The 19,843-nt window shown below is 57.5% G+C and carries 9 protein-coding genes; 7 read left to right on the top strand and 2 right to left on the bottom strand.

The window, feature by feature from the left end:
- Window positions 1–29: 29 nt before the first annotated feature.
- Both recN and bamE read left to right on the top strand, forming a co-directional pair.
- Window positions 30–1,691 (top strand): DNA repair protein RecN, encoded by a 1,662-nt coding sequence (gene recN / locus QNN88_RS20805; protein WP_414241871.1) that lies wholly within the window; start codon window positions 30–32, stop codon window positions 1,689–1,691.
- 148 nt (window positions 1,692–1,839) lie between these two features.
- Window positions 1,840–2,184, top strand: coding sequence for an outer membrane protein assembly factor BamE (bamE, locus tag QNN88_RS20810; RefSeq protein WP_045446389.1), 345 nt, complete (start codon window positions 1,840–1,842; stop codon window positions 2,182–2,184).
- A 71-nt stretch (window positions 2,185–2,255) separates the two neighbouring features.
- Here bamE and QNN88_RS20815 read toward each other — a convergent pair whose 3' ends face one another.
- Both QNN88_RS20815 and QNN88_RS20820 read right to left on the bottom strand, forming a co-directional pair.
- On the bottom strand, window positions 2,256–2,546 hold the full coding sequence (locus tag QNN88_RS20815; RefSeq protein WP_414241872.1) for an RnfH family protein: 291 nt from the start codon (window positions 2,544–2,546) through the stop codon (window positions 2,256–2,258).
- Complete coding sequence (locus tag QNN88_RS20820; protein ID WP_414241873.1) at window positions 2,536–2,973, bottom strand: type II toxin-antitoxin system RatA family toxin; 438 nt, start codon at window positions 2,971–2,973, stop codon at window positions 2,536–2,538. Before QNN88_RS20820 ends, QNN88_RS20815 begins: the two co-directional genes overlap by 11 nt.
- A gap of 169 nt (window positions 2,974–3,142) precedes the next feature.
- On the opposite strand from QNN88_RS20820, the gene smpB reads away from it, so the two are divergent.
- The 5 genes from smpB to QNN88_RS20845 all read left to right on the top strand — a co-directional run bounded on the left by smpB (window position 3,143) and on the right by QNN88_RS20845 (window position 19,806).
- Entirely contained in the window at window positions 3,143–3,625 is a 483-nt protein-coding gene (gene smpB, locus QNN88_RS20825; protein ID WP_046498167.1) for an SsrA-binding protein SmpB, read from the top strand.
- Window positions 3,626–4,235: 610 nt separating this feature from the next.
- Complete coding sequence (locus QNN88_RS20830) at window positions 4,236–14,975, top strand: BapA/Bap/LapF family large adhesin (RefSeq protein ID WP_414241874.1); 10,740 nt, start codon at window positions 4,236–4,238, stop codon at window positions 14,973–14,975.
- 70 nt (window positions 14,976–15,045) lie between these two features.
- Window positions 15,046–16,452, top strand: a complete 1,407-nt coding sequence (locus QNN88_RS20835) for a TolC family outer membrane protein (protein ID WP_414241875.1) — start codon at window positions 15,046–15,048, stop codon at window positions 16,450–16,452.
- Window positions 16,449–18,635 carry a type I secretion system permease/ATPase gene (locus QNN88_RS20840; protein ID WP_414241876.1) on the top strand — a complete coding sequence of 729 codons (2,187 nt, stop codon included), beginning with the start codon at window positions 16,449–16,451 and terminating at the stop codon, window positions 18,633–18,635. Before QNN88_RS20835 ends, QNN88_RS20840 begins: the two co-directional genes overlap by 4 nt.
- Window positions 18,616–19,806 (top strand): HlyD family efflux transporter periplasmic adaptor subunit, encoded by a 1,191-nt coding sequence (locus tag QNN88_RS20845; protein ID WP_414241877.1) that lies wholly within the window; start codon window positions 18,616–18,618, stop codon window positions 19,804–19,806. The genes QNN88_RS20840 and QNN88_RS20845 overlap by 20 nt, the downstream gene beginning before the upstream one ends.
- Window positions 19,807–19,843 lie beyond the last annotated feature (37 nt).

Below are 19,843 nucleotides of genomic sequence, written 5' to 3' on the forward strand. Positions count from 1 at the left end.
GTTATGGTTTTTCATACAGGAAAACGACTATGTTGGCACAACTGACCATCAGCAATTTTGCTATCGTTCGTGAACTTGAGATCGATTTTCAGAGCGGAATGACCGTCATCACCGGTGAAACCGGGGCGGGTAAATCTATTGCCATTGATGCGCTCGGTTTGTGCCTCGGCGGTCGCGCTGAAGCCGATATGGTTCGTGCCGGCGCCAACCGTGCTGACCTGTGCGCCCGCTTTTCGCTGAAGGATACCCCCGCCGCCCTGCGCTGGCTGGAGGAAAACCAGCTTGAAGAGGGGCGTGAGTGTTTACTTCGCCGCGTAATCAGCAGCGACGGGCGTTCCCGTGGCTTTATTAACGGGACTGCCGTCCCCCTCTCTCAGCTTCGCGAACTGGGGCAATTGCTTATTCAAATTCATGGTCAACACGCACATCAGTTGCTGACCAAAGCCGAACATCAAAAATCCCTGCTCGATGGCTACGCCAATGAATCCGTTCGGGTACAGGATATGTCTGCGCGTTACCAACTCTGGCACCAGAGCTGCCGTGATTTAGCACACCACCAGCAGCTGAGTCAGGAACGTGCCGCTCGTGCGGAACTGCTGCAGTATCAGCTTAAAGAGCTGAATGAATTTAACCCGCAAGTGGGTGAATTTGAACAGATCGATGAAGAATACAAGCGTCTGGCCAACAGCGGACAATTGCTCTCCACCAGCCAGAATGCACTGTCGCTAATGGCGGACAGTGAAGACGTTAACTTGCAAAGCCAGTTATATACTGCGAAACAACTGGTCAGTGAACTGGTCGGGATGGACGGTAAGCTCTCAGGCATTCTTGATATGCTGGAAGAGGCAACGATTCAACTCACCGAAGCCAGCGACGAACTGCGCCACTATTGCGACCGTCTGGATTTGGACCCCAATCGTCTGTTTGAACTGGAGCAACGCCTCTCGAAGCAGATTTCGCTGGCTCGTAAACATCACGTTAGCCCGGAAGCGCTGCCGCAATATTATCAGTCTTTGCTCGACGAGCAGCAGCAGCTCGACGATCAGGCCGATTCGCTGGAAACGCTGACTCTTTCTGTGAATAAACATCGCCAGCAGGCGCTGGAAGCGGCGAAAGCGCTGCACACGCAGCGTAAGCATTACGCAGAAGAACTGAGTACGCTGATTACTGAGAGTATGCACTCACTCTCTATGCCGCACGGTCGTTTCACCATCGACGTCACGTTTGATGAACATAATCTTAGCCAGGACGGTGCGGACCGGGTTGAGTTTAAAGTGACCACCAACCCAGGTCAGCCAATGCAGCCCATTGCTAAAGTGGCTTCTGGAGGTGAACTGTCGCGTATTGCCCTCGCCATCCAGGTGATTACCGCTCGGAAAATGGAAACACCGGCGCTGATTTTTGATGAAGTTGATGTCGGCATCAGCGGTCCAACCGCAGCGGTGGTCGGTAAACTGCTGCGCCAGCTTGGCGAATCGACCCAGGTGATGTGCGTCACGCACCTTCCACAAGTGGCGGGATGCGGTCATCAACATTTCTTTGTCAGTAAAGAGACCGACGGTGAAATGACCGAAACGCACATGCAACCGCTGGATAAACGCGCACGTTTGCAGGAGCTGGCGCGCCTGCTGGGCGGCAGCGAGGTGACGAGAAACACCCTCGCCAATGCGAAAGAACTGCTGGCGGCGTAAACTTTTTTGCACCTTAACGGTCAGAGTAGACAACAAAAACGCCGTCGGACCCGTAAGCAAAAGGTTTTAAAGTGGTGAAAGGTCTATTATCATCGGCATATTACATATGAGCCACGTACTGCTCGGGCCCGAAAAGGAATCAAATCACATGCGCTGTAAAACGCTGACTGCTGCAGCAGCAGTATTATTGATGTTGACCGCAGGCTGTTCCACTCTGGAGCGAGTGGTTTACCGCCCTGATATCAACCAGGGGAACTATCTGACCGCGAACGATGTATCCAAAATCCGTGTGGGCATGACGCAACAGCAGGTTGCCTATGCACTGGGTACACCAATGATGTCCGATCCGTTTGGTACCAACACCTGGTTCTATGTGTTCCGTCAACAGCCGGGCCATGAAGGCGTCACGCAGCAAACGCTGACGTTAACTTTCAACAGCAGCGGCGTACTGACCAACATTGATAACAAACCTGCGTTGACCGACAACAAATAAGCGGGTCTTCAGATATTAAAAAAGGTGCTCACTGAGCACCTTTTTTGTTACGACTCTTTGCCCTGGTTCGGCTATTTTTTCGCTGATTTCTCTGCCCGCTGTCTGCGCAACTCTTTCGGATCGGCTATCAATGGACGGTAAATTTCCACCCGATCGCCATCCTGTAACACATCCGCCAGTTTGACCGGACGGCTATAGATACCAACTTTATTTTTCGTCAGATCGATATCGGTACGCAGTTCCAGTAACCCCGATGCGCGGATAGCCTCTTCGACCGTTGCGCCAGGCTGTAACGTCACCCGCTGCAGGTACTGTTTTTCAGGCAGCGCATAGGCTACCTCAATAACAATCTTAGGCGACACGATAGACCTCTTTGGCGCGAACCGTAAAAGCCTGCACCATGTTGGCTGCCAGCTCTTTAAAGATACGGCCAAACGCCAGCTCGATCAGCTTGTTGGTAAACTCAAAATCAAGATGAAACTCAATGCGGCAAGCATCCGCACTCAGCGGAGTAAATTTCCAACCACCAATCAGCTTTTTGAACGGACCGTCGACCAGTTGCATCAGGATACTCTGGTTGCGGGTTAACTGATTTCGTGTGGTGAACGTCTTACTGATCCCCGCCTTCGAGACATCCACCGCAGCCGTCATCTGTCCCGGCGTTGACTCAAGGACGCGACTGCCGGTGCAACCCGGTAGAAACTGGGGGTAAGACTGAACATCATTCACTAACTGATACATCTGTTCCGCACTGTAAGGCACTAATGCGGTTCGACTAATCTGCGGCATAGCTCTTTCCATCAACAAAAATCGAACAAATAATACCATTTATCCCACGCTAAAAAAAACGCTATCCCACAACAGGGTACAACCTTGTTCATGCTAAGATATCCTCTTGCCCCCTGCAGGATGAAATGGGGTGTTTTTCGATTCCAGATTACCTATACTGAGCGGCACTATGACGAAGAAAAAAGCACACAAACCTGGCTCAGCCACCATCGCGCTAAACAAGCGCGCACGACACGAATACTTTATCGAAGAAGAGTTCGAAGCGGGTCTCGCCCTGCAGGGGTGGGAAGTAAAATCCCTGCGCGCCGGCAAGGCCAACATCGGCGACAGCTATGTGATCCTCAAAGATGGCGAAGCGTACCTGTTTGGCGCCAACTTTACGCCGATGGCGGTGGCGTCTACCCACGTCGTTTGCGATCCGACCCGAACCCGTAAACTGCTGCTGAATCAGCGTGAACTTGACTCGCTGTATGGCCGCGTAAATCGTGAAGGCTACACTGTTGTCGCCCTTTCTCTGTACTGGAAGAATGCCTGGTGCAAAGTCAAAATTGGCGTGGCGAAAGGTAAGAAACAACACGACAAGCGCTCTGACCTGAAAGATCGCGAATGGCAACTGGATAAAGCGCGCATTATGAAACATGCCGGACGCTAACCCTGTATTATGTGACCTATCTCTCATTCGGGATAGGTCATAATTATTTACCTGTTGAATCTCCAAAAATATATTCTCTTCTTTATTATTGCTATTTCCCAGAAACGTAAAACTGATAAGAATATATTTTCAGTGTCATTCACATTACGTCCATAGCCCAATTATTAAATACTTCAAACAAATTTTTTTACCTTTTTAAAACTCTAAAATACCAATACAATTTGTGTGAGAAATCATTACCCACCCTGACTAACAAAAACAAAAAAGTCCTTTTAATACATTTAGATAAATCACACGCACTCTCCACTCCTTACCGTTTCACTTCACCAACTGGTGCAAAACCGTATATATTTCACCGCAACTAAACAAATCGAAAATATACGTTAATTTGCAGAATGAGTCCTTTCTGACTATATCATCTAATACAAAAGTACCAGTGAATAAAAAAAGGGTCATTTAGCACAACAGAAACTTTCATCTGCACGGCCACAACATTGAAATCACCGGCAAGAATTCATCCACATGATGAACGGGATCGCTCGTCTGCATTTTTCCCTGCCCAGTGATTTTAAAGAATAAATGTATAAAGAAAGCCATCAGGAGTGAACCTATGCGTCTTCTCGCCGTTATATCTAAGTTGACGGGCGTTTCCACCCATGTCGAAGCCTCTGAAGTCACACTTAATGCCCCTTCCATTGTGAAATTATCCGCAGAGCGTAACGACATCAGTCAGTTCACTCGCGTGAATCAGGATCTGGTGATCACTTTTACTTCCGGTGAAAAACTGACCGTTAAAAATTTCTATGTGGCGAACGATCAGGGGGCCAGCCAACTGGTGCTTGAAGACAGCCACGGTGCGCTGTGGTGGGTGGAAAACCCAGAAAGCGGCCTGCATTTTGAACAAATTACAGGTATTGACGATCTGTTGGTTACCGCAGGTGAATCTCACGAAGGCGGTGCTATCTGGCCGTGGGTGCTGGGTGGCGCAGTTGCTGCGGGTGGGATCGCGGCCATTGCGTCTTCGGGAGGTGGGGGCAGTAGTCATCATGATAACGACAACAGCAATCCTGGTGAGGGTTCCGGTAACGTCAGCACGCCGGGGGATGGGGGCGGAAATAACGGAAGTGGAAATAACGGTGGCGGCGATAACAACACAAGCCCTCCGGGCGGGGAAAATCCCACACCACCGACAGCCCCTGTGATTGCCGGCGCAACAGATGCTGTCTCCGCTATTACGGGGGCGATTCAGGAAAACCAGAGCACCAACGACAGCCAGCCCGTCATTTCCGGCACCGGTGAAGCGGGCTCCGTCATCACCCTCTATGACAATGGGCAGGTCATGGGGACCGTTATCGTCAATGGACAAGGAAACTGGAGCTATAAACCCGACCTCCCGCTTTCCGAAGGCGAACATGTACTGACCGCCACCGCCACGGACGAAAATGGCAATACCAGCGCCATCTCCGGCGATTTCGTCTTTACCGTCGATACCGTTGCCCCGGATGAGGTCTCCGGGTTAATGATTTCCGAAGATGGGTTATGGGTATCAGGGATCGCAGAGGCGGGTTGCGTCGTCACTATTTTCGACAGCCAACATACTATCCTCGCCACCTTTCAGGTCGATGATACCGGTCGGTTTACCGTTCGCCTCAACTCGGCGCAAACCGATTCCGAACAACTCTATGCTGACATCTCTGACGCCGCCGGCAACGCAGGCGATGAAGCCTCCTTCCTCGGTTCCGACTCAGGTTTCCCCGATGCCCCCGCCATTACCGGCATCATTGATGATACGCAACCCACCGCCGTGACGTTAGGCAGCGGTCAGTTCACCAGGGATACCACCCCTACTCTCACAGGGACTGCGCTACCCGGCGCGTTGGTGACCCTCTATGAAAATGGTATCGCTATCGGAACGGCGAATGCTGACGATGGCACGTGGTCATTCGAGCTGAGCGGTGTGCCTGAAGGATTGCACAACTACACGGCCACACAGACCACAGAGGACGGCGTCAGCGGTCGCACGATAGAATTTGCGGTCACCGTGGATACGACCCCACCGGCTGCCCCCGACAATCTGCTCATCTCGCAAAACGGAACCGTACTAACCGGCAACGCCGAGGCGGGAAGTAAAGTCACCATTGCTGACGCCAGCGGCACCACGCTCGGCACCGTGACCGCAGACAGCGAAGGAAAATTCAGCTTCGCGCTCAATCCGGCACGGTTAAACGGGGAGGTTCTGACTGCAACCGCCACGGATAAAGCGGGGAACGACAGTTCGCCTGCTAATGCGACAGCGCCTGATACCACGCCCCCGCAGGCAGCAGGCAATCTGGATGTTTCTGATGATGGAACAACGGTGACCGGCACCGCCGAGCCCGGCACAACGGTGACGATTTACGGCAACGACAACACCCCGCTGGGATCTGAACAGGTTCAACCCGACGGATCATTTACTGTCACATTGATCCCGCCACAAACCAATGGTGAAATTTTAACGGCCATCGTCAAAGATCCAGCGAATCTGAGCAGTCCTCCGGCGACGACTCTCGCCCCGGACACCACCCCGCCGCAGCCCGCCGGAAATCTGGACGTTTCGGATGATGGCACGACCGTAACGGGGACAGCGGAGCCCGGCAGCACCGTGACGATTCGCGATCCAGATGGCAACCCGATTGGCAATGGTCAAACTGACGGCGAGGGTAATTTCACCGTCACGCTGGACACGCCACAAACCAATGGTGAAACGCTGACCGCCACGGTGATCGATCCGGCAAACCAGAACAGTACGCCTGCCAACGTTACCGCACCGGATACCACAGCGCCGCCGCCCCCCACAGGCGTGGTTTCGGAAGACGGGAGTACGCTGACGGTCACCGCTGAACCAGGCAGCGTGATCACGATTAAAGACAGCAATGGCAATACGCTGGGGGTCTCCGATCCGGTTCCGGCAAGCGGTTCTCTCGATATCGCTCTTACACCACCACAGGCTAACGGCGAAACGCTGACGCTGACCGCCACCGATGCCGCGAACAATACCAGCCAGCCAACTGACGTTACGGCCCCGGATATCACAGCGCCAGACGCCCCCGTCGTCAGTGCGATTATCGATGATGCCGGCGTACAGAAAGGCAATCTGAGTGACAGCCAGCGCACGGACGACAACACGTTGACCTTCAACGGTACCGGTGAACCCGGCGCAACCATCACCATTCTGGAGGGAGGTATCCCGCTGGCGGGAACCACCACCGTGGGCAGCGACGGGCGCTGGACCCTCACGACACCTGCATTGGGAGATGGGGACCATACCTTCACCGTCACCGCGACCGATGCGGAAAACCAGACCAGCACACCGTCTGCCCCCATCACCATTACCGTCGATACCACGCCGCCCGCGATTCCGGTTGTCACCCTGACCGATAACACCGGCAGCAATGCGGGCACCGTGCTGACGAACAACGACGTAACCGACGCCACGCAGCCGGTGTTAAGCGGAAGCGGCACCGCCGGGGACACCATTACGGTGTATGACGGAACGGCGATCATTGGCACAACAAAAGTTGCGGAAAACGGTAGCTGGAGCTTTACCCCGACTCCTGCGCTCGGTGAAGGCGACCACACGCTGCGCGTCACCGCCAGCGATCCTCTGGGCAATACCAGCGAGAAATCCTCTCCGATTACCATTACGGTGGATATCACCGCGCCAGATGCCCCTGCGCCGACGCTGACGGATGGCGCAAATGGCCCACTCACCGACGGCCAGGCGACCCGGGAAACCCAGCCGGTTCTGAGCGGTACGGGAACAGATGGCGATATCATCAGCATTTACGACAATGGCGATCTGGTTACCACCGTCACGGTGACTAACGGCGTCTGGAGCTACACGTCGGATGCCCTTGATGAAGGCGACCATGTTTTTACCCTCACCAGCACCGATCCGGCGGGCAATATCAGTGAACCTTCCGCGCCGATCGGCATTCTGGTAGATACCACCCCACCTGCCGTACCCAACCTGACCGTCATTGACCGCGTCGGCAATCAGACCGGCACTCTCGATAACGGTCAGTACACCGATGATACGCGACCGCTGCTGAGCGGAAGCGGTACGCCCGGTGACACGATCACTATCACGCTGGATGGCGTCGAGCTGCCATCACTGGTGATTGATAATTCCGGGAACTGGAGCCTCCCGTCGCCACTGCTGTCGCAGGGCGACCACATCATCCAGGTGACCGCGACCGATCCTGCCGGTAACAGCAGCACGTCTCCGGATCGCATTGTGCGTGTTGATACCCAGGCCCCTGGTACGCCGACGCTGACCGTCAGCGATGACGGTGGACCGTTGAGCGACGGTGAGCAGACTAATGACACCACCCCAACCCTGAGTGGGACGGGCGATACGGGTAGCATTGTCACCATTCTGAATAACGGCGTGCCAATTGGCACCGCCGAAGTCATTGATGGTGTCTGGAGCTTCACTCCGGATAGCGAACTGGTCGAAGGCAGCTACCACTTTACCGTGACGGCAAAAGATGCCGCAGGTAACACCAGTCAGCCGTCGGACGCGATTGGCATCACCATTGATACTCAGGCGCCCGACGCGCCGTTTATCACCTCGTTGGGCAGTCCGGCAGTCACCAATCAGCCCGAGTTACCCATTAGCGGCACCGGCGAACCCGGCAGCACCATCACTCTGTCGAATGGCGGCACGGTGATTGGCACGGCTGAAGTCGATTCCGCAGGAAACTGGACGATCACTCCGGATTCGCCGCTCACCGAAGGCAATTACACGCTGACGGCAACGGCCACCGATCCGGCGGGGAACGTCAGCACGCCTTCCGCCTCTATCTCGCTGAATGTCGATCTGACTAAACCGGCGGCACCGGAAGAGGTAACGATCACAGCCGATGGCGCAACGGTCAGCGGCACGGCGGAAACCGGCAGCACGGTGACGATCCGCGATACCGACGGCAATGTTATTGGTACAGGCGTGGCAACGGACGGTACGTTCCAGATTCAGGTCACGCCAGCGCAAACGGGCGTCAATTCGCTGACCGCTACGGCGCAGGATGCCGCCGGTAACAACAGCGATCCCACTAACTTTACCGGCTCCGGCACCGGGCTGCCGGTCATCAGCGCCATCGTTGATGATACCGGCCCCCTCCAGGGCGATCTGAAGAGCGGACAAACCACTGACGATACGCAGCCGGGGCTGCGCGGCTTTTCCACACCGAACTCAACCGTCGATATTCTGGTCGATGGCGTCGTTGTCGCCTCAAACGTCCCGGTTGACGAGAACGGCAACTGGAACTGGACATCCACAGCCACGTTAACCGAAGGCCTGCACACCTTCGAGGTTATCGATACCGTGGATGGCAGCAAAGCGTCCGCCGTGGTTAACATCACCGTCGATCTCACTCCACCAGAACAACCGTCGATTGGCAGCGTGACGGATGATGTCGCTCCGGGTACGGGAACGCTGACCAGCGGGCAGACAACCAACGATCCCCGCCCCACCCTGAGCGGAAACGGTACCAACGGCGAAACCATCACGATTTATGATGGCAGTACGCCAGTCGGTCAGGTACAGGTCGTCAACGGCACGTGGAGTTTTACGCCTCCCACCGGTCTGGGGGAAGGCAGCCACAATCTGACCATCACTGCCACCGATGCGGCAGGGAATACCAGCGTTGCGTCAGAAGCATTTGTCGTGGTGGTGGATACCACGCCACCCCTTGCGCCGCTCATTGCCTCGGCAACCGATGACAGCGAGCCGCAAACGGGCGTCATCAGTAATGGCGGCAGCACTAATGACACTACGCCTGCCTTTACCGGTAGTGGTGAAGAAGGCAGTACGATTACCGTCTATGACAATGGGGTGAAAATCGGCACCACGCAGGTCACTAACGGTAGCTGGAGTTTTACCTCTCCGACGCTTGCCACAGGCTCACATGCGATTACCGTCACCGCCACCGATGCAATGGGTAACGTCAGCGCGCCTTCTGCTGCGTACACCGTGAACGTCGATACCACCGCGCCACGGGTTCCGGTGATTCAAAGCGTCACCGATGATACCACCCCGTCAACCGGCGTACTGGCGAACGGGCAAAGCACCAATGATACTCAGCCAACCCTCCGGGGAACGGCAGAGCCGGGCTCCACCGTTACGCTGTATGACGGCGGACTCGCCGTTGGTAGCGTGGTGGCAGGCGCAGACGGAAGCTGGTCGCTCTCACCGGATAACCCGTTAAGCAGCGGCCCACACAATCTGACCGTGACGGCTACGGACGCGGCTGGAAACGAAGGTCCGTCCGCCGCCTTTTCTCTGACCGTGGACACGCAGGCGCCATCCGCCCCTGTCATCAGTTCCGTTACGGATGATATCGCCCCCAATAGTGGCTCGCTGAGCAACGGACAAAGCACCAACGACACGCGACCAACGCTGACCGGAACCGCTGAAGCGAACAGCACCGTCAGTGTTTTTGACGGCTCCACACTGTTAGGCACCGTGCAGGCTGACGGTACAGGCGCCTGGACATTTACACCCACCACCGCGCTGGGCAATGGCTCACACACGTTCAACGTAACCGCCACAGACGCCGCCGGTAACGTCAGCCCTGGCGCCGCCTTTACTGTGATCGTCGATACCGTTGCGCCCGTAGCGCCGGTTATCGTCAGCGTCACCGATAACGTGACGCCAGGAACCGGCGCGATCACCAGCGGGCAAAGCACCAATGATACCCGCCCGATCATTACCGGAACCGGCGAGCCAGGCAGCACGATTAACGTCTACGATGGCAACGTTCTGCTTGGTACTGCTAACGTGACCGAAGGCGGAAGCTGGAGCTACCGGCCGGACGGGCTTTCCCAGGGAGACCACTCGCTTCGGGTCACTGCCACCGACAGCGCGGGTAATACCGGGCCCACGTCGGCGAATTTTACGCTGACGGTCGATACGGTCTCTCCCGGCGCGCCAATCATCAGCAATGTGCAGGATGACGTTGGCCCGGTCACCGGCAGTCTGAGCAACGGTCAAACGACTAACGACGCGCGTCCTGCTTTCACCGGCACCGGTGAACCGGGAACCACCATCAGCATCGCGGACAACGGCGTTTTCCTCGCCAGCGTGACGGTTGAGGCGAACGGAACCTGGACCTTTACCCCCACCAGCGATCTGGGCCAGGGGAATCATCCGCTGACCTTTACCGCCACCGATGCCGCCGGTAACGTCGGCCCTTCAGCCAGCTTCACCGTCACGGTAGATACCACCGCGCCGCTGGTGCCGGTGATCACCTCAGTGGTCGATGACAGCGCGCCGCAGACCGGCAATCTGTCACCCAATCAGAGCACCAATGACACTCGCCCAACGCTTAACGGCACGGCAGAGCCAGGCGCCACGCTAACCTTTACTGATAACGGCACGGTCATTGGTAGCCTGGTTGCTGGCCCCGACGGCAACTGGACCTTCACCCCTACCACCGCCCTGACTAACGGCGCGCATACCCTCGCCGTGACCGCGACCGACACGGCGGGCAACGTCGGTCCGGCGGCCAGTTTCGCCGTCACGGTGGATACGCTGGCGCCCACCGCGCCGGTGATCACCACCATTCTTGATGATGTCAGCAATATCACCGGTCCCGTCGGCAGCGGGCAAAGCACCAATGACACCCTGCCAGAGCTACGAGGCACCAGCGAACCTGGCGCATTCATCACGCTCTATGACGGTGCAACGTTACTCACGCCAACCCCGATTCAGGCGGATGCCAACGGCGCATGGAGCTTTACGCTAACCACCGCACTGACGGAGGGATCGCATAGCTTTACCGCGAAAGCCACCGACGCGGCGGGCAACGTCAGCGTATCGTCGGCGACATCGACCATCGTGGTAGATACCACGCCGCCTGGCGCCCCCACCAGTCTGGCGGTGATCACCAACGGCAGCCATGTGACCGGCACGGCAGAGGCCGGCAGCACGGTCACTATCACCAGCAGTAACGGCACGGTACTGGGAACCGGCGTGGCGGACGGCACCACCGGCAGCTTTAACATTCTGATTAACCCGGCGCAGGTCGGTGGGGAGACACTGCAGGTTGTCGCCCAGGATAAAGCGGGAAACATCGGGGCATCCGGCAGCGTGATTGCCCCCTTCAGCGGGCTGCCCGGTGCGCCGGTGATCGCTTCGTTGACGGACGATGTGGGCTCCATCACCGGTCTGGTGGCCAACGGTCAGGCCACCAATGACGCCAGACCGTTGTTAAACGGGACGGGCCAGCCGTTCTCCACCATCACGGTGTACAGCGACGGCGTCTCTATTGGCAGCACCAGCGTGGATGCACAGGGTAACTGGTCGCTGACCCCGCAGGCCACTATCGCCGACGGGACGCACATCCTCACCGCTACGGCCACTAACACCAACGGCACCAGTACTCTGTCATCAGGTTATACCGTCACGGTGGATACAGTCACGGCTGCGCCAACGGGCACGGTGAGCGCCGACGGCGCCAGCATCAGCGGCACCGCCGAAGCGGGCAGTACGGTGAGCATCACGCTCAGCACGGGCTTAACGGTAACCACGACCGCCAACAGCAGCGGCAATTACACCTATACCTTCGATCGCAAACAGACCAGCGGTGAGAACATCAGCATCAGCGCCACGGACGCCGTCGGCAACGCCTCGACTCCGACGCAGGTCACCGCGCCAACGCTGCCCATCTCGGCCAGCGATAACGTTGAGAATATGGAGTTAACCTCCAGCGCCACCGTCACCACCGAGCAACTGAGCGACTATGGTCTGTTGCTGGTGGGCGCGCTGGGCAACGTAGCGAACGTGTTGGGTAACGATACGGCAGCCGTGGAATTCACCATTCAGGACGGCGGCAGCGCCAGTCTGGTAATCGACGCCAGCGCTACCGGGGTTGTGCTCTCGTTGCTGAATACGCAGGAGGTGGCGATCCAGAAATATGATGCTGAGACTAACTCGTGGACCACGGTCATCGACACCGCGCAGGCGCAGTTTGCCAATTTACTGACGCTCGGCAGCAGCGGCGTCACGGTGAACGTATCCGGACTGGAGGGCGGTACTTATCGGGTTCTGACCTATAACACGGCGCTGCTGGCAACCGGCTCTTATACCGCGCTGAACGTCAGCGTCGAAGAGACCAGTGCCGGTACCATCACCACCGCCACACCGCAGACCGGCAACGTGCTGAATAACGACAGCGCGCCGCAGGATACGCTTGTTACCACGGTCACTAACGCCAACGGGCAAGTCTTTACGCTTAACGCTGGCAGTAACGTCATACAAGGCGTCTATGGCACGCTGACGATCAATCAGGACGGTTCCTACAGCTACGCGCTGAACCCGAACAGCCCGGCCTCGGTCATCGGTCGGACAGAGAGCTTCACCTACACCATCAACGGCGGCGGCAACAGCGCCTCGGCAAAACTGGTCATTACCCTCGGCAATGACGCGCCAGCCAGCAGCGTCACTGCTGTGGACAACGTCGCCACCCTGCCCTATGACACACATGTGGAAGCGATCAACAACGGGGCGTCCTCGCAGGGTGGCTTTACGGTGGTCAACGTCAGCCTGGGCAACGTGCTGGATCTGGGCGTGCTGGACAAACTGAGCAACCCGATTATTTTCGACGTTGAGCAGGGTTCAACGCGCACCATGACGCTGCAATCCTCCATTGGTGGCGTGGCGATAGCCTCCAGTTTCGATCTGTACATCTATCGCTTCAACGACGTCACCCAGCAGTTTGAGCAATGGCGAGTGGAGAAAAACTGGCTGAACGCACCGCTGCTGGGCGGTCAATCCGACAAGCTGACGCTGAATCTGCCGGGCGGTGAATACCTGTTCCTGTTGAACCCGGCGTTTGGCGTCACGGCGCTGACCGGCTATACCCTGAACGTGCTGGAGGATCATGTTTATAGCGTTGATAGCCTGACCACCAGCACACAGGGCAATGTGTTGAGCGACGATATTGCCCCCGCAGGCACGCTGGTCACCCAGGTCAACGGCGTGGCGATTGCCGCCACCGGCACGACCACCATTGTCGGCACCTACGGCACGTTAACCATTGATGCGAAAGGGAACTACACCTACACCCTGAAAAGCGGCGTAGGTGCGGACGGCACCAAAACACCGGACAGCTTCATCTACACGGTGAAAGCGCCAAACGGGGACACCGATACCGCCTCGCTCAATATCCAGCCGACCGCCCGCCCGCTGGATGCGGTGAACGATGTCAGCGATACCCTGCTGGCCCCGGCCGTTCAGGACACCGCGAGTTATCTGGATTCCACCGTTGGTAGCGCCAGTTGGGGAGTACTCGGCAGAACCGGTAGCGGCAGCGGAACCTTTGACGTCGCGGCAGGCACCATTCTGAAAGGCGCGTCCATCGTCTTTGATGTCTCGACGCTGGTCACGCTGGGCAACCTGACCATTAACTGGTCGATTCTGGAAAATGGGGTGATCATTCGCTCCGGCACCGTGCCGGTCGCTAATATCACGCTCGGCGGCGCCACCGTGACCGTCAATCTGAGCGGGCTGGAGCTGGATGGCGGCACCTACACGCTGAGCTTCACCGGCAATAACACCCTGGCAGGCGCAGCGACTATTACGCCGAAAATCACCGGTACGACGGTCGATCTGGATAACTTCGAAACCTCCGGCACGCACAGCGTCACCGGCAATATCTTTGACGGCAGCGATTCCGCAGGGGCGATGGATCAGTTGAATACCGTCGATACCCGCCTGACCATTACCGGCTTTAACGGCAGTACCGCCACGCTCGATCCTTACTCCAGCGCCACCACTACCATTCAGGGCCATTACGGTTCGCTGCAAATTCGCGCCGATGGCTCGTACACCTACACGCTGAATAACGGTGTGGCGCTCTCGTCCATAACCACGAAGGAGACATTCACTTACACGCTCAATGACACCCACGGGCATAGCGATACCGCCACGCTAACGGTGGATATTGCCCCGCAGGTTGCCAGCACGTCACAAAGCGATGTGCTGGTGGGATCGGTATATGGCGACACGTTGATCTACAACCTGCTCAACGCCAGCGATGCCACAGGAGGCAACGGCGCTGACACCTGGAAAAACTTCTCGCTGGCGCAGGGAGACAAAATTGATATCGGCGATTTGCTGGTGGGCTGGAACGGACAAACCGCCTCGCTGGGCAACTATCTCAGCGTCAGCACCAGTGGCGGCAATACCACCCTCTCTATTGACCGTGACGGGGCGGGCAGCACTTACCACTCCACACAACTGGTGACCCTGGAGAATGTACAAACCACGCTGACGGAGCTTATCGAACAAAACCATATTGTGACCTGATAAAGAACCTACAACGACCCCGGGCGCACGTTCGCCCGGGGCAAAAACAACGCGCAATTAGGGAAGAAAAATGGGAAAACGACAGCTTACTTTCTGGTGGCTGGCGGGCAATCTGTGCGCTGCGCCCGCTATCGCTGCCGTGGAAACGCCTCGCATCGCCCCGCAACAATGGGTTGAACAACAGGAACTGCCCGCGCTTGATGGCCCAATGCCATTCAGCGGCGACAGCGCCGCCCCCGGCGAACTGACTCTCTCTCAGGCGGTCAATCGTGCCGCCACCTGGCATCCGTCAATTGCGGAAGTGGTCGGCAAACTGTATGCGCAAATCGAGCAGGTCGATGTCGCAAAAGCCAAATACTATCCGCAGGTTAACGCCGGAATGAATAACGGCTATACCAACAGCTATTCCGACAGCGGATTCAGTCCGTCGCTGGTGCTTTCGCTTTCACAAATGCTGTATGACTTCGGCAAAGTCGCAAGCCAGGTGCGGGCCGAAAACGCTGGCGTGGCGCAGGAGCAGGCCAACGTGCTGGTCAGTATTGATACAGTCAGTCATGAAACGGCGACCGCTATTGTACAGGTGCAAACCTGGCAGCAGATGGTGGCGGTGGCAAAGGAGCAACTGGATGCCCTGAGCGCCATCGGCAGACTGGCGAATCAGCGCAACGATGAAGGGGCCAGCTCGCTGTCGGACGTGGTGCAGACCGATGCGCGCATTGAGGGCGCGCGCTCCCAGCTTGTGCAGTATCAGGCCAATCTTGAGAGTTCACAGGCGACGCTCATGACCTGGCTGGGCTGGAAAAACCTTAACACCATCAGCAACGACTTCCCGCAAAAGCTGGGCCGCAGTTGCGAACTGGCAACGCCGGACGACAAACTGGTGCCTTCGGTGCTCGCCGCCTGGGCGCAGGCCAACGTCGCCCAGGCCAATCTTGACTATGCCAATGCGCAGATGACGCCGACAGTTTCGCTGGAACCGGAGGTACGCCACTATCTCAACGATAATTACGCCGGGCATGAGTCCGTTGACCGCACCCAGTATTCTGCGTGGGTCAAAGTGGAGATGCCCATTTATCAGGGCGGCGGCTTAACCGCGCGTCGCAACGCCGCCAGCCACGCGGTGGAATCCGCCCAGTCAGCCATCCAGCGCACCCGGCTGGATGTGCGCAAGAAGCTGCTTGCCGATCGCAGTGAAGCGATGAACCTGGCGACCTCCTTACAGATCCAAAAGCGGCAGGAGACCTTGAGCGAGCGAACGCGCGAGCTGTATCAGCAGCAGTATCTCGACCTCGGCTCCCGCCCCCTTCTCGACGTGCTCAACGCTGAGCAAGAAGTTTATCAGGCGCGCTTCGCACAGTTACAGACGGAGAGTCAGTTGCATCAACTGCAGCTTAACTGCCTGTACAACACCGGTCTGATGCGCCAGGCCTTTGGTCTGGAAAATCGCACCATCCAGTCTGTGGAGATCCAGCCATGACCCACGCCGACATCCCTGACGACGAGCGCATCACCGCACCGGCGCTGGCCAACTGGGCGCGGGCAATGAGCCATATTGCCGCCCATTATCGTATTGCCTGCTCACCCGGTGCGCTACAGGCCAGCGCGCCCTGGTTTCAGGATAAGCCGATGCAGCAGGCGCTCAGCCAACTGGCCCGCCAGGCCGGACTCTCTTTTCAACCGCTGGCCCCCACTGAACAATCTCTCACCCGCTGGCGTCTGCCGGTAGTGATCCAGCTCCAGGAGGGTGAACTGGTGCTGGTTGAACAATTCGACGGCGAAGACCAGCTTGACGTCAGTTTTATCAATGGAGAACTCCAGCGCAACCGGATCGCCCTGCGCGACCTGCTGCCAACGGTCCGTTTTATTATCGCGTTACGTCCGCTTTCCGCTGTGAAAGACAGCCGGGTAGATGCCTACGTCTCGCGTTTCAAACCCGACTGGCTGAAAAGCCTGGTGCTAAAAGATCTTCGCCCCTATGGCCCGGTAATGCTGGCGGCGCTGTTGATCAATATTCTGTCGCTCTCCGGGATCGTTTTCTCGATGCAGGTGTATGACCGGGTGATCCCCGCACAGTCATGGCCGTCGCTGTATGTCCTCGCCGTCGGCGTATTGATCGCTATGCTATTCGGTTTTCTGCTGCGACTCGCCCGAGGTCATGTGATGGATCTGTTAGGTAAACGCGCCGATATGCGGGTGTCGGATCGCGTCTTCGGTCACGCGCTGCGCCTGCGTAACAGCGCGATCCCGCGCTCCACCGGCAGCTTTATTTCGCAGCTACGCGAGCTGGAACAGATCCGCGAGATGGTGACCTCTTCCACTATCTCCACCATTGTGGATCTGCCCTTCTTTTTCCTGTTCATCGTGGTGCTGGCGATCATCGCCCCACCGCTCGCCTGGATCGCCCCGGTCGCCGCGCTGCTGATGATCCTTCCCGGTCTGCTGTTGCAAAAAAAGCTCGCGGAGCTGGCGAATCAGTCGGCGCACGAGGCCACGCTGCGTAACGCCGTGCTGGTGGAGAGCGTTCAGGGGCTGGAGGACATCAAGCTGATGCAGGCGGAGAACCGGTTTCTGCAACAGTGGAACAGCTATATCCGCATCACCGCCGAGTCCGGACTGCGCACCCGCGAACTGTCGCAGGGGCTAATCAACTGGGGGGTGACCGTCCAGGGGCTGGTTTATGCGGCGATGGTGATGTTTGGCGCCCCGCTGGTGATTGAAGGCACACTGACCACCGGCTCAGTGGTTGCCGCCTCCATGCTTGGCTCAAGGATGATCGCCCCGATGGGTAATCTGTGCGGCGTGCTGGCACGCTGGCAGCAGGTGAAAGCCGCCAAAAAGGGGCTGGACAGCATTATGGAACTCCCCACCGAGACCCGGCGCGATGAAACGCTGGTGCATCAGGAGATCTTTCACGGTCATTATCTGTTCGAGAACGCACAGTTTCGCTATCACAGTGAAGACCAGCGGGTGCCACTGCGCATTAACCGACTGGAGATCGCCGCCGGTGAGCGCATCGCGGTGCTCGGACGCAACGGCGCGGGCAAATCCACGCTGTTGCAGGCGCTGGCAGGCGGCGTGGATCTGGTCGAGGGAGACGCCCGTCTCGATAACCTCAGCCTGCCGCACATCGATATGGCTGATTTACGCCGCAACGTTGGTCTACTGAGCCAGAACGCGCGCCTGTTTTTTGGCACCCTGCGCGAGAACCTGACGCTCGGCGCACCGCACGCCAGCGACAACGAGATTTTCGCCGTGCTGGAGATCTGCGGTGCGGCCAACTTCGTGAAACGGCTGCCGAAAGGGCTCGATCATCCGATCATGGAAGGCGGCAGCGGATTATCCGGCGGTCAGCGACAGTCCATCATGCTCGCCCGCATGCTGCTGCGCGGCCCCAATATCGTCCTGCTCGATGAGCCAACCGCCTCGCTGGATGAGCATTCCGAACGCGAGTTTATTCAACGACTGGGACAGTGGCTTGGCAACCGCACTCTGGTAGTCGCCACCCACCGCGTACCGGTACTGGAGCTGGTAGAACGGGTAGTGGTGCTTAAAGAGGGGCAACTGGTGATGGACGCGCCGAAAGCGCAGGCTCTGGGGCAAAGTCGAATGGCCGCGCAGGCCAACACGCGGGAGTGGAAAAATGAAAACCAGTCAGCCTGACGCGACCCAAGACGTGCTCGACGACAGCCGCGAGCGTGAATTTTCGGGCGCCAGCCGCATCATCTGGCTCACCGGGATCTTGTGTCTGATCCTCGCGGTATGGGCGTGGTTCGGCATTCTTGATGAGGTCTCAACCGGCACCGGCAAGGTGATCCCCAGCTCGCGCGAGCAGGTGTTGCAGTCGCTCGACGGGGGGATCCTTGCGGAACTGATGGTGCATGAAGGCGATCAGGTCCAGGCGGGACAGGTTCTGGCGCGAATGGATCCGACGCGATCGGAGTCTAACGTCGGCGAAAGCGCTGCGCGCTACCGCGCCTCGCTGGCCTCCAGCCAACGCCTGACGGCGGAGGTTAGCGACAAGCCGCTGGTCTTCTCTGACGAACTAAACGCCTGGCCGGATCTGCTGGCCTCGGAAACGCGGCTTTACACCAGTCGTCGCGCGCAACTCGCCGACGCGCAATCCGAACTGAACGAGGCGCTGGCGCTGGTGAATAAAGAGCTGGCAATTACCGAACGGCTGGCAAAAAGCGGTGCTGCGAGCCACGTTGAGGTATTGCGTTTGCAACGGCAAAAAAGCGATATTGGCCTTAAACTCACCGATCTGCGCTCGCAATATTACGTCCAGGCGCGCGAGGCGCTGTCTAAAGCCAACGCCGAAGTGGCAATGCTCTCTGCGATCATTAAGGGACGCGAAGATTCGGTGACCCGCCTGACCGTCCGCTCGCCGGTTCGCGGCATTGTGAAGAATATCCAGGTCACGACGATCGGCGGCGTGATCCCGCCAAACGGCGAGATGATGGAGATCGTCCCCGTTGACGATCATCTGCTGATCGAAACGCGTCTGTCGCCACGCGACATCGCTTTTATCCACCCAGGCCAGCGTGCGCTGGTGAAAATCACCGCCTACGATTACGCCATTTATGGCGGGCTGGAAGGCGTTGTCGAAACCATTTCACCGGATACCATTCAGGACAAAGTGAAGCCGGAAATCTTCTACTATCGCGTTTTTATTCGTACCCATCAGGACTATCTGCAAAACAAGCTGGGACGCCGTTTCTCCATCGTACCGGGCATGATCGCGACAGTGGATATAAAAACAGGGGAAAAAAGCATCGTCGACTATTTAATCAAACCGTTCAATCGAGCCAAAGAAGCGCTGCGCGAGCGGTAAATGCCTGATGATTGGGGGTGGCAAGGGCTGTCACAAG

This window comes from Citrobacter sp. ANG330, from assembly GCF_047467925.1.
In the GTDB taxonomy this organism is placed as follows: Bacteria; Pseudomonadota; Gammaproteobacteria; order Enterobacterales; family Enterobacteriaceae; genus Citrobacter_A; species Citrobacter_A amalonaticus_G.